The sequence below is a fragment of the Streptomyces durmitorensis genome (genome assembly GCF_023498005.1).
GTDB lineage: Bacteria > Actinomycetota > Actinomycetes > Streptomycetales > Streptomycetaceae > Streptomyces > Streptomyces durmitorensis.
Window position 1 is genome coordinate 9,629,811 of the sequence record NZ_CP097289.1, and the last position, 18,605, is coordinate 9,648,415.

Annotated in this window: 15 protein-coding genes and 3 pseudogenes; 10 read left to right on the forward strand and 8 right to left on the reverse strand. The window is 67.1% G+C overall.

Going from position 1 to position 18,605, the window contains the following annotated elements:
- Positions 1–41 precede the first annotated feature (41 nt).
- Complete coding sequence (locus M4V62_RS42725; RefSeq protein ID WP_249592585.1) at positions 42–725, reverse strand: DUF3159 domain-containing protein; 684 nt, start codon at positions 723–725, stop codon at positions 42–44.
- 333 nt (positions 726–1,058) lie between these two features.
- On the opposite strand from M4V62_RS42725, the gene M4V62_RS42730 reads away from it, so the two are divergent.
- Positions 1,059–2,948 (forward strand): S9 family peptidase, encoded by a 1,890-nt coding sequence (locus tag M4V62_RS42730; protein ID WP_249592586.1) that lies wholly within the window; start codon positions 1,059–1,061, stop codon positions 2,946–2,948.
- Between the two features lie 62 nt (positions 2,949–3,010).
- Complete coding sequence (locus M4V62_RS42735; protein WP_249592587.1) at positions 3,011–3,664, forward strand: GOLPH3/VPS74 family protein; 654 nt, start codon at positions 3,011–3,013, stop codon at positions 3,662–3,664.
- A gap of 1,008 nt (positions 3,665–4,672) precedes the next feature.
- Here the strand turns inward: M4V62_RS42735 and M4V62_RS42740 are convergent.
- Both M4V62_RS42740 and M4V62_RS42745 read right to left on the reverse strand, forming a co-directional pair.
- The gene (locus tag M4V62_RS42740; protein WP_283779182.1) at positions 4,673–4,891 is read right to left on the reverse strand and encodes a DUF3732 domain-containing protein; all 219 of its coding nucleotides are present in this window, start codon (positions 4,889–4,891) and stop codon (positions 4,673–4,675) included.
- A gap of 13 nt (positions 4,892–4,904) precedes the next feature.
- Positions 4,905–5,630 (reverse strand): TetR/AcrR family transcriptional regulator, encoded by a 726-nt coding sequence (locus M4V62_RS42745; protein ID WP_249592589.1) that lies wholly within the window; start codon positions 5,628–5,630, stop codon positions 4,905–4,907.
- 147 nt (positions 5,631–5,777) lie between these two features.
- Here M4V62_RS42745 and M4V62_RS42750 point away from each other — a divergent pair, with 147 nt between their 5' ends.
- A complete protein-coding gene (locus tag M4V62_RS42750; RefSeq protein ID WP_425575244.1) occupies positions 5,778–7,220 on the forward strand; it encodes a serine hydrolase domain-containing protein in 1,443 nt (480 codons plus the stop codon).
- A gap of 283 nt (positions 7,221–7,503) precedes the next feature.
- On the opposite strand, the gene M4V62_RS42755 is transcribed toward M4V62_RS42750, so the two are convergent.
- Positions 7,504–7,953 carry an SgcJ/EcaC family oxidoreductase gene (locus M4V62_RS42755; RefSeq protein ID WP_249592591.1) on the reverse strand — a complete coding sequence of 150 codons (450 nt, stop codon included), beginning with the start codon at positions 7,951–7,953 and terminating at the stop codon, positions 7,504–7,506.
- A gap of 87 nt (positions 7,954–8,040) precedes the next feature.
- Here M4V62_RS42755 and M4V62_RS42760 point away from each other — a divergent pair, with 87 nt between their 5' ends.
- Positions 8,041–8,541: a MarR family winged helix-turn-helix transcriptional regulator gene (locus M4V62_RS42760; RefSeq protein WP_249592592.1), complete on the forward strand. Its 501-nt coding sequence runs from the start codon at positions 8,041–8,043 to the stop codon at positions 8,539–8,541.
- A gap of 84 nt (positions 8,542–8,625) precedes the next feature.
- Here M4V62_RS42760 and M4V62_RS42765 read toward each other — a convergent pair whose 3' ends face one another.
- Both M4V62_RS42765 and M4V62_RS42770 read right to left on the reverse strand, forming a co-directional pair.
- A complete protein-coding gene (locus tag M4V62_RS42765; RefSeq protein ID WP_249592593.1) occupies positions 8,626–10,431 on the reverse strand; it encodes a hypothetical protein in 1,806 nt (601 codons plus the stop codon).
- A gap of 532 nt (positions 10,432–10,963) precedes the next feature.
- A pseudogene (locus M4V62_RS42770) lies at positions 10,964–11,605 on the reverse strand (transposase).
- Positions 11,606–11,679: 74 nt separating this feature from the next.
- Between M4V62_RS42770 and M4V62_RS42775 the strand changes: the two are divergent.
- Together M4V62_RS42775 and M4V62_RS42780 are read left to right on the forward strand one after the other, a co-directional pair.
- Entirely contained in the window at positions 11,680–12,063 is a 384-nt protein-coding gene (locus M4V62_RS42775; protein WP_249592594.1) for a hypothetical protein, read from the forward strand.
- Between the two features lie 267 nt (positions 12,064–12,330).
- A complete protein-coding gene (locus M4V62_RS42780; protein ID WP_249592595.1) occupies positions 12,331–12,891 on the forward strand; it encodes a GNAT family N-acetyltransferase in 561 nt (186 codons plus the stop codon).
- Positions 12,892–13,261: 370 nt separating this feature from the next.
- On the opposite strand, the gene M4V62_RS42785 is transcribed toward M4V62_RS42780, so the two are convergent.
- The gene (locus tag M4V62_RS42785; RefSeq protein WP_249592596.1) at positions 13,262–13,804 is read right to left on the reverse strand and encodes a DinB family protein; all 543 of its coding nucleotides are present in this window, start codon (positions 13,802–13,804) and stop codon (positions 13,262–13,264) included.
- Positions 13,805–14,411: 607 nt separating this feature from the next.
- Between M4V62_RS42785 and M4V62_RS42790 the strand changes: the two genes are divergently transcribed.
- Together M4V62_RS42790 and M4V62_RS42795 are read left to right on the forward strand one after the other, a co-directional pair.
- On the forward strand, positions 14,412–15,335 hold the full coding sequence (locus M4V62_RS42790) for a GNAT family N-acetyltransferase (protein WP_249592597.1): 924 nt from the start codon (positions 14,412–14,414) through the stop codon (positions 15,333–15,335).
- Between the two features lie 236 nt (positions 15,336–15,571).
- On the forward strand, positions 15,572–15,757 hold the full coding sequence (locus M4V62_RS42795) for a hypothetical protein (protein ID WP_249592598.1): 186 nt from the start codon (positions 15,572–15,574) through the stop codon (positions 15,755–15,757).
- Positions 15,758–15,831: 74 nt separating this feature from the next.
- On the opposite strand, the pseudogene M4V62_RS42800 reads toward M4V62_RS42795, so the two are convergent.
- A pseudogene (locus tag M4V62_RS42800) lies at positions 15,832–16,276 on the reverse strand (transposase).
- A 274-nt stretch (positions 16,277–16,550) separates the two neighbouring features.
- Between M4V62_RS42800 and M4V62_RS42805 the strand changes: the two are divergent.
- Positions 16,551–17,014, forward strand: a pseudogene (locus M4V62_RS42805) (maleylpyruvate isomerase family mycothiol-dependent enzyme); the annotation flags it as partial.
- Between the two features lie 969 nt (positions 17,015–17,983).
- Complete coding sequence (locus tag M4V62_RS42810) at positions 17,984–18,322, forward strand: helix-turn-helix domain-containing protein (RefSeq protein ID WP_249592599.1); 339 nt, start codon at positions 17,984–17,986, stop codon at positions 18,320–18,322.
- The last annotated feature ends 283 nt before the right edge of the window (positions 18,323–18,605 follow it).

Genomic DNA, 18,605 nt, shown 5'->3' on the forward strand with positions numbered 1-18,605 from the left:
GGGCCCTGCCCGTCGGGCGGCCGGCGCCTGCTGGGGGAGGGTCAACCGCGCTTGGCGGGCAACAGACCGAGTGCCTTCAGCCGCTTGTTCGAGCTCCGGGCGGCCCAGGCGACCACCAGGAGGGCCAGGGCGAGCAGCGGGAAGCCCATGGCGATCTTGGCAACACCCAGCGATCCGACCTGGTCGGTCGCGTAGAAGTACTGCTGGACGGCGAACCGGGCGCCGAAGACGGCGGCGAGCACCAGGGTGGCGATGTCGTAGTAGAGCCGCGAGCGCTTGTCCGCACGCCAGACGTTGCCCTTGCCGGTGGCCGCGTTCCAGATCACACCGGCCAGCGGCCACCGCACCAGGACGGAGGCGAGGAAGAGGACGGCGCCGGCCAGGCTCGCCCAGATGCCGATGAGGAAGTAGTCCTTGGCGGAGCCGGTGAACCAGACGATGCCCGCGGCGATCACGACGCCGAACACGCCGCCGACCGCGGGCTGCACCGACTCCTTGCGCACCAGCCGCCCCACGCCGATGGCCATCGCGACGGCGAGGGCGGCGACGATCGCCACCCGCATTCCGCCGACGCTGTTGGCGACGACGAATGCCAGCGCGGGCAGCGCCGAGTAGATGACTCCTTGAGTCCCTCCCGCCTGGTCCAGGACCGAGGAGCGCTGCTGGGATGCCGTCTGCTCCGCCGGTGCGTCGGACTCTGTATCCAGGAAGCTCTTGGTCTTCATGGTGGTCAGTTCTCCCGAGTTCGTCTGGGGGGGCAAGTGCGATGCCAGTACGTCACTAAGTGATACTGTGGCATTAAGTGACAAGGTTGGCTACCCGTATCGATGTGATGCACGTCACGTCCTAGCCGTCGCTCGGCCGACTGCCCTCGGTGGGGCGCTTGCGCCTCTGCTCCGGGGTGTGGATCTCGCTCGCGGCGCATGTATGGCGGTCGGGAAGTTTCCAGGGAGTGCTTGCGGTGATTGTCACTTAGTGACACCGTCATTAAGTGACAAGTTGGCCTTTCGGCCCCGCCTCCTTGCGCCATCGGGCGCCCCACCGCAGGAAGGACCGCCATGGCACAGCGGGAGACCATCTCCGTCGAGGAGTTCTTCGGACCGCCGCCCCGTGCGAAGGTCACCCTCTCGCCGGACGGCAGTCAGTTGGCGTACCTGGCGCCCTGGAAGAACCGCTTGAACGTCTGGATCGAGAGTGTCGATGCACCGGGCGACGCGCAGTGCGTGAGTACCGAGGACCGCGGAGTGGTGAGCTACCACTGGACCCGTGACCCGCGGTGGCTGCTGTACACCCGTGACCAGGGCGGCGACGAGAACCTGCACCTCTACCGCGTCGACCTGGCGGACGCGGACGCCCCCGCGGTGAACCTCACGCCCTACCCCGGGGTACGGACCATGGGCCTGGACCTGCCGGCCGGGAAGCCCGGCACGGTGATCACCCAGCTGAACCTGCGCGACAGGGCCGAGTTCGACCTGGTCGAACTGGACATCGCCACCGGCACCCTCACGACCCTCGCCCAGATGCCCGGCAGCAATGTCGAGGGCTGGCTGTACGGCGAGCGCGAACTGTTCGCGCTGGCGACGACGGCCGGCGGCGACATCGAGCTGTCACGGCGGGACGGCGCGACGGGCGCGCTGGACCCAGTGGCGCTGTTCGACGGCGGCGACGCTCCCCTGGGGGTCTACCCCATGGAGGTCACCCCGGACGGCACCGGGGTGTGGGTGGGTTCGCACCGCGGGAGCGACCGGCTCCGCCTGGCCCGGCTCGACCTGGCCACCGGCCAGGAGGAAGAGGTTGACTCCCACCCGCGGTACGACCTGGACACCCGCGCACGAGTCTTCCCCGCCCTGCCCTCCCCACTGATCCGCAGCCGACGCTCGGGTGAGCTGCTCGGGGTCCGTTACCTCGGGGAGCGACAGGTGATCCATGCTCTGGACCCGCACTTCGCCGCTGTACTGGAGAACCTGGAGAAGCTGTCCGACGGCGATCTCGCCGGTCTTTCCAGCGACGAGAGCGGACAGCGGTGGGTGGCCGGCTTCACCCACGACCGCGCCCCCGGGGCCACCTACCTCTACGACCACACCACGGGAGAGAGCCGCCTGCTCCACCGGGCGAAGCCGGACCTCGACCCCGGGTCGCTCGCCCCGATGCGACCGGTGACGATCACCTCCCGCGACGGCCTGACGCTTCCCTCGTACCTGACGCTGCCGGTCGGCATCCAGCCGTCCCGGCTGCCGCTGGTGCTGTTCGTCCACGGCGGCCCCTGGACCCGGGACAGCTGGGGCTTCAACCCCGCCGCGCAGCTCTTCGCCAACCGCGGCTGTGCGGTCCTTCAGGTCAACTTCCGGGGCTCCACCGGGTACGGCAAGGCGTTCACCAGGGCCGGTATCGGGGAGTTCGCGGGCAAGATGCACGACGATCTCATCGACGGCGTGCGGTGGGCGGTCGAGCAGGGGTACGCCGACCCGGACCGCGTGGCGATCATGGGTGGCTCCTACGGCGGGTACGCGTCACTGGTCGGCGTCACCTTCACCCCGGACGTCTTCGCCGCCGCCGTTGACGTAGTCGGCGTCTCGGACCTGGCCAACTTCATGCGCAGCCAGCCCGACTTCGTCAAACCGATGCTCGTCTACAACTGGTACACCTACGTCGGCGACCCGGCCGACCCGGAGCAGGAGGCCGACATGCTGGCCCGCTCCCCGATCAGCCGCGTCGACCGGATCCGCACCCCGCTGATGGTGGTGCACGGCGCCAACGACGCCCGTGTCGTCCTCGCCGAATCCGACCGGCTCGTCGAGGCCCTGCGCGCACGAAGCGTCCCCGTCGAGTACATCGTCATGGAGGACGAGGGCCACGCCATCGAGAACCCGGAGAACGTGATCGCCCTCTACACCGCGGCGGAACGCTTCTTGGCCGAACACCTGGGCTTCGAGGCCCACAAGGCATGAGAACGCTCGCCCCTCCTCCCTGCGCCATCTGAAACCCCCGCCCCCTTCGCATGGGAGACGACATGCCCCAGACACTGCCGCAACGTCTGTATCTGCTCTGCTACACCGTGGACCAGGGCAAGTTCCAGCTCGACAACTTGCAGGGCCGCGGCCAGTTGCTGCGTGCCGGCGCCCTGACCGAGCTGGCACGCGACGGACTGCTCGACGCCACGGGAGGCAAGGTCATCCGGAGGCCCGGGAAGGCGCCGGAGGACTCCTTCACCGCCGCGGTGTGGTGCGATCTGCCCGACAACAAGCCAAAGGGCTGGCTCCAGTTCCTACACAACAAGGCCCACACCGCCGAGACGCCCGTCCGCGACCAGCTCGCCGCCACGGGAGAGGTCACCGTCTCCCGCGGCAAGGTGATGGGACTCATCCCGACCGACCGCGTCACCGTCACCCACACGCAGGAGGTGCGCGCCCTCCAGGAGCGCGTACGCGACACGGTGCTCAGCGAGGCCGACCCGGCGACGGTCCCGCTGGATGAGCTGGCCATGGCCGTGCTCGCCACCGAGCTCGAAGTGACCTGCGTATGGAGCCGAGGAGACCGCCGCACCCACAACCAGGCGCTCAAAGCGCTCGCCGCGCGGTTCGACGAGATCGTTCCCGGCTTGCGCAAGGCGCTGCGCGACTCGTACCTGTCGAGCCGGGCCGTCGGCGGCGGCTGGAGCGCCTGAGCACAAGGCTGACAGGCAGACACGCCGATTCGGTGGATCACGCCGCGAGATCACTTGCGATCTGGGTCGAGCCACGGGGCGGGGAGTGCTGAATGGATCCCGCGGAGCTGCTCACGATCGCCCGGAGCCGGACTGGTCGCAGACGGCGGCCAAAGGACCTGCAAAGGTTGCCTTGTTGCAGTCCACGCCTCAAGAGCAGGTGGCCGAGCACGCCGTGCAGAGGGCGGACGGATGACTCTCCAGCTTCCCAACCCGAGGCAGTGCCAGGGGGCATGCGTCCCGAGCGGATACACCGACCCGGCAGATATATGAGCGTCTCCGTGCGCGGGGCCCCTGAGGGAAAGCCGCTGCCGGTCAGGTCGGGGGTACTTCGCGTCATGCGCAGGCGTCGTGGGTGGTGGCGTATCAGGGGAAGTGTGATGTTGCGCAGATGAGGTCCCGAATCGGCCGATGAAGGGCTGGTCGCAGACCAGACGCAGTCCGCGGCCGGCCTGTTCGCAGTGCTTCTGCGCGCACTCAGGTTCCGGATCGCCCGGCAGCCGCCCGCTGCTCGCCCGTCAGCCGACGTGGACGCGGGGGCGGCGGTCGGGGTCGGTTTCGTGTTTGCGAAGGATTTCGCGTGTGACGGGGGCGGTGTCGCCGCGGCCGAGGAGGAAGTAGCGGAACATGTGCTTCAGAGGGCTGCCTTCGGCCCAGGCGAAGTAGCAGTGCGGTTGGACACCCGTGGTGTCGCGCAGGATCCGGTAGCCGTCGACGCCATGGACGGAAAGGGTTTCGCTGAAGTCGGAGGGACCGGGCTGTTGCCGCGCTGCTCGCGCTCCTAAGGCACGCGACAACCACGAGTAGAGCCGCGCCTGATCAGCATGGCAGCACGCACTGACACCCTGGCATTGCAGCGGATATGCGCTTGCGAATCACCGATCGCTGACTGAATATCGCCGGTGCGTGGCTGGCAGGGACTTCGAAGGCCCGGGAGCGCCGCGTGAGAAATCCGGCAACGGCGCTTGCTCAGTCGCTGCTGCCGCCGTGTTCGTCGATCCAGACTTGGGGAATGAGGGCCTCGCCGTCGCGCCGCTTGTAGCGGACGCAGTTCTGGAACCACTCCCCGGGGAGGTTGGCGTGGTCACTGACGATGATCTGGAAGCCGCCTCGCAGGTCGGTGACGACGTCCCGCATCAGCTCGAACAGGCGCAGTACCGCTTCTCGGTCGACTGAGGAGTTCGGGATCTCAAACCCTCACTCAGGTGCCGATCCGAGAATTCAGGCCGTCGAGGACCCGTTCAAGCCCGTAAGCGAAGTCGTCGTCGCGGATCTGCTGCGGGGGCAGGTCCTGCTGGGCAGAGCTTCCCTCTCGTAGCCGCTGGTATTGGTGCGAGGCGTCGTCGAAGGCAGGCCGCAGGCCCGCCACCCACTCCTGTTCGGTCCTGCCGCTGCGGGCGATCAACGAAAGGTACGCGGCCTCGGAGGCGGCGATACCGATGACGTATGCCGTAAGCGTCCCCATCGCCCGGTCCCTCTCGTCCGCCGGGAAGCCCGCCACTTCGAACTGCGCGAGCAGGCCCGCCGCCATCCGCATGGCGTTGGGGCCGATATGGACGAGACCGACCTGGCCGAGCTCGGCCGCGAGCCAGCGGTGTCGCAGACTCATCGCACGAAGTTCCGTGGCGATGCAAGTGACGTCCGCACGCCACTGGCCACGTTCGGCACTTACCGGCATGTGCAGCTCTCCGAAGACGTCGTCCACGGCCAACTGGATCAGCTCGTCCTTGTTGGCCACGTGTCGGTAGAGCGAGGTAGCCGCGGCCTTCAAGCGGGTGCCGAGCTTACGCATGCTGAGCGCCTCGATGCCCTCCGCGTCCAGCAACTCAATCGCTGCGGCGACGATCTGCTCGCGGGTCAGCTGCTCCCGTTGCCGGGGCTGCGGACGGGTCCACACCGATGCGATCGGCTTCTCTTCGGCTGACATACGCCCCTCACCCTTACTCGCTCCACCTTCTTGCCTCACCATAGCGGACAGCGTGCGCATCTTGCGTACGCTGTTCCCGAGTGCGTACAGTGTTCGCAGCAAGGAACGCCGTACGCAACAGTCGGGGGTCTCAAGATGTCGAACGTCGTGAACTGGGATGAACAGGGCAACTGGGGGAGCAAGGGCGCCTGGGGAGCGCGGGACTCGGCGGGCCAGAAATTGGACATTGCCCACTGGCAGGCCCGTCTGGACACCTTGCGTGCCGAGCATCACGTCCCCGCCGCGTCACTGGCGGTTCTCGTCGACCGGACCATCCACGAGCTGGCCAGTGGCGTGCTGCATCGCGGCACGGGAGTGGAGGCGACGACCGATTCGGTCTTCCAGATGGGCTCCATCGCCAAGATCTACACAGCCTCTCTGATCATGCGGCTCGCCGAATCAGGTGAACTGGACCTGGACGCACCGGTCGTGGAGGTCCTGCCGGAGTTCTCCGCCGCCGACCCCGACGCGACCAAGGTGATCACCACGCGCCAGCTGCTCAGCCACACCAGTGGCCTCACCTGCGACTTCACCCATGACAGCGGACGCGGCGACGACTGCCTCGCCAAGTACGTCGAGGCTGCGAGGGACGTGGCGCTCGACTGCCCGCCCGGCACCGCGCTCTCGTACAGCAGCGTCGGGTACAACGTCCTCGGCCGGATTATCGAAGTCGTGACCGGCAAGGTGTGGGACAAGGCACTGGAGGACCTGCTCCTCACTCCGCTCAGCCTCACGCACACCATGACGCTGCCCGAACAAGCGCTGCGGTTCCGTGCGGCGATGGGGCACCTGGGTGAGGCGGGCCAGGATCCGGACCCCGCGCCGGCCTGGGACCTGATGCCGCGCTCGGCAGGACCTTACGGCAGGGTCATCGCCACAGCCGGGGACGTCGTCCGGCTCGCACAGATGCACCTCAACGGCGGCCTCGCGCAGGACGGCACGCGCGTGCTGTCCGAGGAAACCGTCGCGCTGATGCAACAGCGCGTGGTTGAGTCACCCGACAAGTGGACGGTCAGCGCCGACGGCTGGGGGTTGGGCTGGACCCTGTACGACTGGGACGGCGTCCAGGGATACGGCCACGACGGCGCATCGATCGGACAGTACGGCTACCTGCGCGTGGTCCCCTCGGCGGGCGTCGCGGTCGCCCTGCTTACCAATGGCGGTGGGGCGCGCGAGCTGTATGCGGCCCTTTACCGGGAACTGCTCGCCGACCTGGCCGGCGTGACGATGCCTGCGCCCTTCGCCCCTCCGGCCGAGCCGCCGGTGGTTGACCTCGCACCGCTCCTCGGCACGTACAGGCGCGAGGGTGTGGTCATCACTGTGACCGAACGGGACGGTGCGGGACACGCGGTGTACGAGTTCGTCGACGGAATGAAGGACTTCTCCGAGCCCTTGGAAATCGATCTGCTACCGGTGACGGAGTCGGTGTTCGCCGGCACGGGAGTGGGTGCCGCATTCAGCGAGGATTACATGCCCGTGGTCTTCTCCGCCCTGCAGGACGGCACAGGCTGCGTCTACGTCGGTATGCGCTGTGGCCCCAAGATCGCCTAATTCCGACTGCACCGCGTAGAACCGGACTTGTTCTTCGGCTTCGATCGACTGAATCTGCTGGTATCCGGCAATCAGAAGTTGCGTGATAGGTGCCGCAAGGGTCGACCATGCCCGCGAGACGAGGAGCCGGTGCGCCAGCCGGGAGGACGCCGCTACAGAGCACCCGGTGCGCGAGGACGACCAGCGAGCGCACCGCCTCCAGCAGTCGGACCCGCACCACGGGCAGGAGTGCGATGCGAGTGTGTCGGCGCCTGCCCGTGCGGGTCTTCTGCGGCTTCACCGGTCACTTCTGGGATGCCGGGACGAGAGCGGGGGCGGCCTTGAAGGAGATGGCCTCCATGAGCGGCTTGCGCTTGGTGTTATGGAAGGCCGCGATGCGCCACTGGCCGTCCGGCTCCCGGACCAGGGTGTAGGTCTGGACCTTGGTCAGCTTCTTTGGCCTGCTGCCCTTGTAGCTGTCACCGCGGCCGGTGACCACGGCGGTGCTTGGACCGTAGAAGCGGACGTCCAGGATCTCGTCGGCGAGCTGGGTGCCCTTGAGGAATTTCGCGAACAGCGTCCGGTGGCTGTCAACGATGTCGCGGCGGCCCTGGTAGTACGTGCCGACGAAGGTGACGTAGGTGGCGTTCTGCGTGAACTGCGCTCCGTACGCGTCGGCGTCGTGGCGTCGCCAGGCGTCGATGAGGGAGGCGATCACCGTGGTCACGGCATTCCGGTCGTCCGTAGTGGGCATGGCGTCCTCCAGGTAGCTACACTGATGCAGATACTGCATATAAACATTATCTGCACGTGTGCAGCTATCTAGCAAGGGACCAGGGACATGGCAGACCCGACGCCGGTAGATGAGCACTTGGTCTTCCGTCAGTACCTCGACGCTGTGGGACTCCATGGCATGGCCGGTGCGGAAGCGGTGGGGCTCGGCGCCTCCGAGTGGTATGCGCTCAGCCAGATCGCTTTGGAAGGCACGCTCACCTCGGGAGAACTGGCCGCGTGTACCGGTCTCACCACCGGGGCGACAACCCGCCTGATCGACCGCCTGGAGCGAGCCGGATTCGTCCGCCGGGCTGCCGATCCGGATGATCGACGCAAGGTCGTCGTCGAGCCGGTGGCCGACTCCCTTGACCAGATTGAGAAGGTGGTCGGGCCTGCCCGGCGTCAGATCGCCGAGGTTCTCAGTCGATACACGCCGGACCAACGCGCTGTTCTCTTCGACTACTTCGCTCACGCCGCCCCTGCTTTCCGTGCGGCCACCGAGGAGATCCGGGACGCAGCAGCACCCGGTCGTCAGCGCAAGGGAGGCGCGGCGGCTCGCCGTTCGTGAGGGTGGCGGGCCGCCGAGTCGGAACCGGCAGATGTCAGCTGGACTTGGCGGTCGCTTCGGCTCGGGCGCGGGTAGGAGCGTTTCTCATGCCTGGGCCTTTGCCGTGGAGCTGCCGCCTCGGGCCGGTGCAGGATCGTGGATGCTGTCGAGTAGTTCCCCAAAGGTGAATTCTTCGTCGGTGGGGCCGTTGTCGAGGGCCTCGAACAGGGCCTTCCAGCGTTTGGATTGGCTGCCGCAGTGTGCGAGCAGGTGCGGGAGGGCGAGGGCAGGTTCGTTGCGGGTGAGTAGCTCGTAGGCGGGCAGCTGGCGCAGGTGGTGCAGGGTGTGGTGGCGGGAGTCGAGGACGGCGCTGTAGACGTCGCGGCGCGACCAGAACCCTTCGGATTCAGGGGCGTCCAGCCAGGACTGCAGCACGGCGGCCGGGTCGGGGTGGCGGTCGAGTTCCTCGTCGGTGAGCAGCCGCAGTACGGCCTCGTTGTCGTCGGCCGGGGCGAGGGCGGCCGCGGCCGTGTGCAGCCAGTCGGGGATGTCGTTTTGGTGGGCGATCCAGGCGAGTTCGAGCGGGTGCAGCGCGGGGAGCGTGTCGGTGACCGCGGTGCCTGGGGTGTGCGGGTTAGCGGCGAGTTCGGTCAGCGCGGCGACCCGCCGGTGCTGGTAGTGGTGCTCCAGGAGGCGGACCGGACTGAGCAGGTCGGTGCCGGCGGTGATGCGGGCCAGGCGAGGGCCGGGCGGGGTGGAGACGACGGCGGGTTGTTCCAGGGTGGCGAGCAGGGCGCAGGCCTTGGCCAGGTGGGCGGGGTTGGTGCTGAGGAGGGCCAAGTCCTCGGCGATGGCGACGGCCCGGTGCTCGCGGTCGTCGTTGCGGAGTGGGGAGAGCAGGTGGCCGCGGCGGACGCATGTGTCGGTGGTCGCCTGTAGCTGGGTGGCCGCCATGTCGAGGAGGCGTGGGTTGCAGCGGACCCGGTCGGCGATCTGGTGGAGCCGGTGGCGAGCGGACACACTCGGCTTGGGCAGGTCGGCCATCTCCGGCAGGCACAGGGCGGGCAGGCAGGCACGCAGCAGGGCGAGGTCGAGCGCCGGCTTCGGCTCTGGCTGTTCGCCCGGGCCATCGTCCGTGTCCTGGATGAGAGAGGAGCCGCTGGACGCGATCATGCGGTTGCGGCGGGCTTCTGCTTCAGCCTGGTCCAGCAAGAGGTGCTGGATGGCTGAACCGAGGGTGGGGTGTTCGACCAGGTCGTGCCAGCGGTCGGGGCAGGTCGCGAGGATCCGCCAGGGGGCACCTTCGCCGAACACGTTGGGCAGGCCCAGGTCGGCACGCTGCGCGACCTTCCACCCCTCGTGGTGAGGGTCTGCCAGTAGCCGGGCGAGCGGGGTGAGAGCGTGCTCCAGGACTGCGTCGAAGAGCACCGGGGGTAGGGGAGGGGCAGGTTCGGTATCCGGCCGGTGCGGGTAGCGGTTGGGGTCCCAGTGGGTGACTACGTTCTCGAGGTCGGTGTCGTGCATGCCGGGCAGCAGGCCGATCGCGGCTTCGACCTGGTCGGGGTGGCGGGCCAGACCGATGACCAGGCCGGGCGTCGGGCGGTGGGTGCGCAGGATCGCCGGCAGGTCGGCGGCCACCACGATGCCCTGGGCGGCGAGTTCAGCGAGCTGCTGGTGATCGGCTTGCTGAAGGAGCTGGCGGCGCAGTCCGGGGCGGGTGACGCGGCGGAGCAGGGCGGGCAGTGCGTCCGCGAGGGCCTTGGTGCGGCGCTCCTCACCTTGCCTGTCGACGCCGTAGGGGGCGAGGGAGGTCGAGCACAGTGCCTCGGTCACCGTGGGCAGCGCCTCGTCCGGCAGCGCATCGTTCGTGGCGAGCTGCTGCCATATCCAGTACGTCCCGGCGTTCACCATGCTTCGGCCCTCCCGACGCGTTGACGCGGTGTGACCAGGCGGTCACCGTCGTTCCTGGTGTGACCGTACGCGCGGCGGCTGCCCACTGGCCCCGGGTTGGCTAAATGTGCGAGGGCCAGCTTGGTAGCGGGCAGGCGGGACTGAATCCAAGATCGCCCCCCGTCAACAGGGTGCCGGCAGGAAGACTGTGCCCGAGACCGGATACCCGGGGCGGCCGCGCCCCCGGGCACTTGTGTCGGGCGGGGCGACGTCACCTGCGCCAGCGGCGGCGAGCGGTCAGGTAATACGTGTCGGCGGCTGCATCGAGGGCGGCGTCGCAACACCGTCGAACGGGCCATCAACCGCCTGAACGGCTTCCGCGGCGTTGCCACACGCTACGAAAAACGGGCCTACAGCTACCTCGGCACCGTCACCCTCGCAGCCCTCATCATCTGGCTCCGCACATGTTCCGAGAAACAGCGCCTAAAGGCCTCCCGTAATTGATCTTAGGGTCGGGCGTACGTAGCTGAACGCTGTGCGATCCGTTGGCCTATCAGGCGAGGTTGAGGTTGTACAGGCGGGCGATGTCGAGCATGGCGTGGTGCACACCGTCGCCCTCGAGACGGCATTCGCGCAGGATCTTCCAGCTCTTCATGCGGGCGAAGGTGTGCTCGACGCGGGCGCGAACCCGTTTGTGCGAGCGGTTATGTTGCTCCTTCCAGCCAGGTAGTTCGCTCGTGCCGGCGGCCCGGCGGCCCGGCGGTGTGGGATGAGTAGGCCGGTGCCCTGGTAGCCGCCGTCCGCGATGGTCATGGTGGTGCCGACCGCGGCCTTGGCGCCGGATTCCTCCCAGCCGCGTGAGTCGTGGCGGTTTCCTGGCAAAGGCTGGCCGAATACGACGATCAGCCGGGTATCGGCGTCGATGACGACCTGGTGGGCGGTGGAGTACCTGTAGTTCTTCGACTGCTGGAGATACCTAAGAGCGGGGCAAGTGGCCTCATCGTCAAGTTCGTTCGCCCGTAGGCCGTGACCAGCAAGACCGGTCCTCCGGCGACATGCTCCACGGCCGTCCGCGTGGTCGCTCGCCTGCGGTGTCGCGGCGTAACTGGGTCACCAACTTGCCGAACACACGCGGACTGAGCCCGGTGAAAGGGGCTATCCAAGACCTCTCCGACGCCATGATCACACCAGCCATGCGTGAGATCATTTCAGTTGCCGAGGGCCCTCCTCACGACTGATCCTGGGCACCAGGCAAGCAAGGGGGATGGGATGGGACTCATGCTCTTCCCAGGAGACGATGACGTGACGAGCCCTGACGTCTCCTGGTCCTACACCGGCTTCAGCCTGTTCAGGCAGTGGCTGGCCCAGGTCGCGGGATTCGCGCTCGCGGAGATGAACGGCTTCGGCGGAGACCGCTCGTGGAGCAGCGTGTCCACCACACTGGCACCGCTACTCGACCACCCAGATGACGACGGTCCCGACCTCACTCCCGCTCAATGCGCAGCCGTGCTGCCGCGGTTGGAAGCAATTCTTGACCAACGGACGCTCAATGGTAGTGACCCAGTGCTCCAACGACGCATCGATGACCTCAGCCAGCTGGTCACCGTCATGAGGTTCTGCTTGGCCAAGGAAGTCAAGCTCATCTTCGGCTAACCACGGGACCGCAGAGCGCGCCATCGCCAACGGGGTGACCAGCAATTACGGGACAGCCTTGAGGTCCTCAAGCTCGTCGAGTCCGCCAGACCCGCTGGCGGCCGGTCAACGCACCCCGCTTCGTTGCCCTCTTGAGGGCTGGTGCCCGCTTCGAACGAGGTCGCCTCGTCGAAGGCCCGAGACCCTCGCAGCATGAACAACCACTCCTTCGCTGGCCTGCTGCGAAATCCGGTGGCGGGTCCAGCTGCCGGTGGTGAAGATCGCGGCATGAACACTTTCCTGAAGACCGATCGGGTCGTGCTGCGCGCGTTCACCGAGGCCGACGCCGACCAGCTGCTCGCACTGGACAACGACCCCGACGTCATGCGCTTCATCAACGGCGGCCGGCCCACCAGCCTCGAGGTAATCCAGGCACAGACCCTGCCCAGGCTCCTGCACGACTACCCGTGCTTCGGGACCCGCGGCTACTGGGCCGCGGAGGAGACGGACACCGGCCTCTTCCTGGGCTGGTTCGAACTCCGCCCCCTGGACGACTACAACCCCTCCGTGGCGGAACTCGGCTACCGGCTGAACAAGGCCGCCTGGGGCCGCGGCTACGCCACCGAGGGATCACGGGCCCTGATCCGCAAGGGTTTCACGGATCTTGGGGTGGAACGGGTGACCGCGAACACCATGACGGTCAACACGGGATCCCGGCGTGTGATGGAGAAGGCGGGCCTGTTGTTTCTCCGCCACTTCACCGGCCACTGGCCGGAGGCGATCGAAGGCTCCGAGCACGGAGAAGTCGAGTACGAACTCACCCGAACCAAGTGGGAGCAACACCCGTAGCAGCCCGCCGTCCGGCAGGACGTTCAGCGGTTCCGCCGCTCCACACAGGCAGTCTTGCCCTCAGACGATTCACAACTCTTGACATTTGCTCCTTGACGACAGTGCTGAAGGCCTGCGTGGGATGACCTGAACCGACGAGCGCCAATCATGGGAATCTTTTCCAACGTTGGACCGTTCACGTCGAGCCCGACGGTGCCCGCCCGCCACTTCAAGAACGTGGCCCACCGGCGAGTGCCTGGATGACAACGGCGTCGACCTGCAGCAGTCGGCGAGCTCTGGGGTCGTGGATGTTCACGAGAATTACGACCTGGGGAGCAATTGGGCTCGATGTCCCGGCGGCCGTGCTGGACGAGGTTCCTTTCCCTGAGCTTTATCGCTTCCTGGGTCGCGGCTTCGAGGCCGCCCGAATCAGCTGCAGCTGCCCGATCTCAGCGACGTTCTTCATCAACTCGGCGTTCAGCCAGGCGATCATGTGGCCGATGGTGTTGTCCGGCGGGGTCTGCCACGGCAGTGTGGAAGCGGCGTCCAGATCGGCGTCGGTGAGTTTGTCGAGGACCGCCAGCCACTGGGCACGCAGATCCTGTAGCCAGGCGACGGTCGCCGGTCCGTTGCCGGGCCAAGTGATGTCGGTACGCTCCCGGGGAGTACGTCCCTGCACGTGATCGATGGCAGTGCTCCACCACCAGCCGATGTGCCAGCTCACCCAGCCGATGGTGGGAACGGGAACGGGGTCGGGCTCGGTGTCGGCCCAGTCCGGCAGCCAGTTTCCAGCGGCGTCCGGGCGCACTGTCCAAGTCAGGTCAGTGGGCTCCCACAGGAAGTCCTCGGGCGCGAGCCGCTCCAGGTGATACGTGAACAGTGACCAGGTCATGTCGAACTGCCAGCGCAGTAGCTCACGGCGGGGATTGTTCATCGTTCGATCCTCGCATCCTGCCTTGGAGGGCAGCCACCACGTCGCCTGGTGTGGTGCATCAGGGTGTAGCGAGCAACAGGCCCTGCGTGGAATGAATTTTCGCGAGCGAATGCGAGCAGGTCAGGCCGTGCCAGAGGAAGGGCCGTACGGGTGAGAAGCCGTAGTCCTATCGATCGTGAGGGCGGTTCTGGTCGAACAGGTTGCCTGGGCAGGTGATTTCGGCCGGTTGGGCGCAGGAAGACAGGACCTCCGTTGCAGCACAAGGGTTGCCAAGCCAGCTCGTCTGCCCCGGAGGTCCTGTCGTCGCAGTTCTACTGCGAAGTTCATCGCCCCAGGTCAGGAAGGAACTTTCGCGTTTCTGCCCCATCAGCCGCAAACCAAATGAAACGGCGAGGCTAGGGGCTTCGTCGGCACGGTTCGCCATTTCCGTGGACGGACCCGTCGGTGTCCAAGTAACGTATGGCTCCGGACCACGCCGCGTGAGGCGAACGGAAGGAGGCGAGTGCCGTGCAGTTCTCAACCATCCAGCGCTCCCTTCCCGCTACCCCGGTGTGGCACCTCTGATCCGACCGGGAGCGCTCCTGCCGTACGCATCCCGGAGGAACCCATGACCGATACGGTCATCCGCGCGCTCGCCGAGAGCGACGCCCATCTGTTCGACGCACACCCCGACCCATTGAACGCCCGTGCCGCGCACCAGCGGACCACGCACCGCCCCCACTGGAAGCGGGTGGCCCTGCGCGACGGCGCCGTCGTCGCCCGCGGCGCCTGGTGGGGCGGTCCCGATGACGAGGAACCCATCAACCTCAACTGGTTCGACGTCGCCGAGGGCGAGGTCGAGGCGGGGGCCGAACTCCTGCGCTCCGCCCCGTGGCGGGTCGAACTCGAGCTCAACCTGCCCGGCGACTGGCGCGAGCACCCTGCCCTGGCCGCGGCCGCCGAGACTCGCTTCGCCGCCGCTCGGGCCGCCGGCTACGAGCTCCTGGTGGAACGCTTCCTGTACCGCTGGACCCCGGAACGCGGGTTGCCGGAGCGGCCCGGACGCCCCGTCTTCGGCCCCGAACCCGACGACGCGCTCTTCTTCGACGCGCTGCGCCGCATCCACGCGGCCACGCTGGACGCCCACGCGCTGAAGGCCATCGAGGAGGGCGGCCTCGACCAGGCCGCGCGGGAAGAACTGGAATTCTTCCACTGGTGCCCGTCCCCGCGGGAATGGTGGCAGCTCGCCCGCACCCCGGAAGGCGAACTGGCCGGCATCCACATCCCGGCGCACAACCCCTCCGGACCGACCATCGGTTTCATCGGCGTCCTGCCGGAGCATCGCGGCCATGGTTACGCATACGACCTCCTCGCCGAGTGCACCCACTTCCTGGTGGAACAGGGCGCGGAGGTCGTCACCGGCGCCACGGACCGGGGCAACTTCCCCATGGCCGCGAACTTCACCAAGGCTGGCTTCCCCGTGGTGCGCGAACGAATCAACTTCCACCCCCTTGCCCGGACCGCCTCCAGCGCCGCTGACATCACCGGCTGACACCAACAGCGGCGGTCGTAGGCGATCACTGGCGAACCTGCACGGCAGCCGTAGCCCTGTCGATCGTGAGGGCGGTTCTGTACGAACAGGTTGCCTGGGCAGGTGATTTCGGCCGGTTGGGCGCAGGAAGACAGGACCTCTGGTGCAGCACGAGGGTTGCGAAGCCAATTCGTCTGCCCCGGAGGTCCTGTTGTCGCCGTTCTACGCCGTGTCGCCGGTTGTCTTCAGCCCGCACCGTGGTCGAACACACCAACGCCGAGTACAAGCAGTGGCATCCGCTTCAGCGCTACACCGGAGGCCGCGAGGGCTACGAGCAGACCCACCTCGCCATCGCCGGCCTGGTCTTCGACCGCGTGGCCCGACGCGCGACCCGTCGCCTCACGAGCACCGAACTCGTGCCCGTTCGCGCCACGGCCTGCTGAATCACCCACCAGCCGAACCGCCAGACCAACACGACCCGTTCCCCGAGGTCGTTAGAGGGTGTCTGAAAAGCCTGTCAGCGGGTTGGTCTTGCGAGGCGGTGCACAAGGAGCATGGCCATGGTGAGGTAGATGGCGTTCTCCGAGCAGACTCGCAGGTATTCGTAGTCCTTCGACAGTCAGCGGCACCGTCCCAGCCAGGCAAACGTCCGCTCCACCACCCAACGCCGCGGGACCCCCGCGAAGAGGGGTACTGCCGGAGGCGGTGCTCCCACCCGAGCCCAGGTCGAGCGGAATCCTCTGCCGCCAGTAGTGGTAGACCGTCTGCCAGGGCGGCAGGTCATGCGGCAGCAGTCTCCAGGCACAGCCGGCCCGCAGCCAGTAAGCCAGCGAGTTGAGGATCTCCCGCCGTGTGTGTTTCGCCGGTCGACCACCGGGCTTGACCGCCGGAACCAGCGGGCACAGGATCTCCCACTCCGGATCGGAAAGATCCGTCGAGTAACGGGTACGTAGCCCGCACACCCCAGCCCCCGAAAGTGCGCCATCACCCCGCTACCAGGCAACTTCCCGCTGACAGGCTTCTCAGACGCCCTCTAGCGTCAGGACCTGCTACCGACTCGGCATGTCCACTGTGCTGCCTGACAGGGCCCGGTTCGGTGCGTCGAGGAATAGTCACCTGGTGGGCGATGACTTTGCTTGAGCGGGAGAGGCTCTCCTTCGAACACTCTTCCGGGCAAGCACGCGTTCCGGTCCAGGTGTAGTACAGAGCACGACTCGTGACAGGAGACCTGCCCATATGGCTGGTTCGGAACTGGCAGCAGATCGCAGTCCGGGGACCGAGGTCTGGCCACTGATCCGTACTGAGCGAGCGGCACTGGTAGCCGATCTTGCGGATTTGTCTGACGATCAGTGGGCGACCCCGTCACTGTGTGCCGGGTTGATGGTGCGTGAGGTGCTGGCGCACCTCACTGCGGGGGCGAGCCTCAATACTGTGCGCTGGCTGGCGTGATCCGCTGCCGATTCGACTTCGACAAACAGGTGGCGATGCGGCTGGCCGAACAGCTCGGTGAGACCCCGGCCGAGACACTTGAGCGGTTCCGGCGTGTTGTCCCCAGTACAGCCAAGCCTCCCCTGCCTGCCGTGGCCATGCTGGGCGAGACGATCGTGCATGCAGAGGGCATCCGGCGTCCGCTGGGCCTTCATCGCGACTACCCAACTGAGACCGTCACGCGGGTGGCTGAGTACTACCAGGGGGCGGATCGCCTCAGTCGTCCCGACGTCACAGAGGCCTGAGGGCCGCTGGTTCGGGCGCCGCCAATACGACGAGTGTCGTCGAGCGCGACTCTGCACTCCAGTGCGCCGCTATCGACGGCGCGCAGGGGGCCGGGCGGATGTGCGGGCAGGGAGCAATCGGCTGCTGTGGATGTTCGTGAAACGTTCACCCCTCGCTCATGGAGTTCGAATATCTAGCTGTTGGCCTGACGGAAATCTATGTCGGTCAGAGTAGACATTGGGTGGTGGTGTGGTTATGGTTTCTCTCGTAGCCAGGAAGACAGCAGGGCCCGGCAGGGATGAACTGCCGGGTAGTAGTACCCGCAAGTGCAGTACGCAGGACGGTGCGGTGGTGGAGTTCCGAAGCCAGAGCGGTTGCAGGACGGTGACGGGGCTGACGACCGGACCGGGTGGCCCGCAGTGATCAGGGGCCGCCGTGAGCAGGACCGCAGTACAAGCAAGTGCAGTACGAGCAAGTGCAGTTCGCAGTACCCAGCAGTGCAGGCAAGTGAGCAGCACCTCGGTGAAGGCGTCGGCTGCGGGCGTGCGCGCCGGGAGGTTCGGCAGTGGGGTTCTAAGCCAGAGCAGATGCAGGAGAGGCGACGGGGCTGGCTGCCGAAGAGTGGCGCTCCATCAGGTCACCAGCGGTACGCATCACCCAGCAGTACGCAGTTCCGGTAAGTGGCAAGTGATCCAAGAGGGATGAACGGAGGAAGCAGGCGCCATCAGGATCGCCCGGGCGGAGTGTTGAGTCCGGGTACCGCAGGACATCGATAGTGAGGTGGTCTCCGGTCAAGCAACCGCGATCCCCGCAACCCCGACAACTTCCAGGTCGGGCCAGCGGAAACAGAAAGCCGGCGCAGCACTAGGGCCGGCAGATGGTGTAGCAGTTTCCTTCGGGGCCCGGGTGCCAGTACGGCACCCGGGCCCCTCCACGCGTTCCACAAAGAGGTGCAGATGACAGCAGACGACACGTTTGGCCGTCTCGATGACGATGACTACCCCGCCTACACGATGGGCCGGGCCGCCGAGATACTCGGCACCACACAAGGCTTCCTGCGCGCCATCGGCGAAGCCCGCCTCATCACCCCGCTGCGCTCCGCGGGCGGACACCGCCGCTACTCCCGCTACCAACTACGCATCGCCGCCCGCGCCCGACAACTCGTCGACCAGGGCACCCCCATCGAGGCCGCCTGCCGCATCGTCATCCTCGAAGACCAACTCGAAGAAGCCCAGCGCATCAACACCGAACACCGCCTTACTGCCGATACCGAACACCCCACCACCGCGGCCTGAGACGGCTGAGACCTGCAACTCCTCCAGGAGCGTGCGGCTGCTGTCCACGCGTGCTGCAGGGACCGCAACGTGCTCCGGGCAACTTCGTCTTCGCCGGGCCCCCGCAGAAGAGGCTCGGCCGGAGCGAACGCGCTGCTCGCCGCAGGGCGGCAGGCATCTCCGATGTTGAACTGTTTCTCCGTCTCGTCCAGCACGAGCTTGCGGTCCTCGGGACCGCCCTCCAGGACGGCCCCGGCTACGTCGAGAGGCATGGCGAGGCCTTGGCGCAGCGGCTGTCCACCGG

Excerpts from the sequence above, each read along its gene's own strand:
- M4V62_RS42725 (WP_249592585.1), bottom strand. The coding sequence starts at position 725 with ATGAAGACCAAGAGCTTCCTGGATACAGAGTCCGACGCACCGGCGGAG.
- M4V62_RS42730 (WP_249592586.1), top strand. The coding sequence starts at position 1,059 with ATGGCACAGCGGGAGACCATCTCCGTCGAGGAGTTCTTCGGACCGCCG.
- M4V62_RS42735 (WP_249592587.1), top strand. The coding sequence starts at position 3,011 with ATGCCCCAGACACTGCCGCAACGTCTGTATCTGCTCTGCTACACCGTG.
- M4V62_RS42745 (WP_249592589.1), bottom strand. The coding sequence starts at position 5,630 with ATGTCAGCCGAAGAGAAGCCGATCGCATCGGTGTGGACCCGTCCGCAG.
- M4V62_RS42755 (WP_249592591.1), bottom strand. The coding sequence starts at position 7,953 with ATGCCCACTACGGACGACCGGAATGCCGTGACCACGGTGATCGCCTCC.
- M4V62_RS42760 (WP_249592592.1), top strand. The coding sequence starts at position 8,041 with ATGGCAGACCCGACGCCGGTAGATGAGCACTTGGTCTTCCGTCAGTAC.
- M4V62_RS42765 (WP_249592593.1), bottom strand. The coding sequence starts at position 10,431 with ATGGTGAACGCCGGGACGTACTGGATATGGCAGCAGCTCGCCACGAAC.
- M4V62_RS42775 (WP_249592594.1), top strand. The coding sequence starts at position 11,680 with ATGGGACTCATGCTCTTCCCAGGAGACGATGACGTGACGAGCCCTGAC.
- M4V62_RS42780 (WP_249592595.1), top strand. The coding sequence starts at position 12,331 with ATGAACACTTTCCTGAAGACCGATCGGGTCGTGCTGCGCGCGTTCACC.
- M4V62_RS42785 (WP_249592596.1), bottom strand. The coding sequence starts at position 13,804 with ATGAACAATCCCCGCCGTGAGCTACTGCGCTGGCAGTTCGACATGACC.
- M4V62_RS42790 (WP_249592597.1), top strand. The coding sequence starts at position 14,412 with ATGACCGATACGGTCATCCGCGCGCTCGCCGAGAGCGACGCCCATCTG.
- M4V62_RS42810 (WP_249592599.1), top strand. The coding sequence starts at position 17,984 with ATGACAGCAGACGACACGTTTGGCCGTCTCGATGACGATGACTACCCC.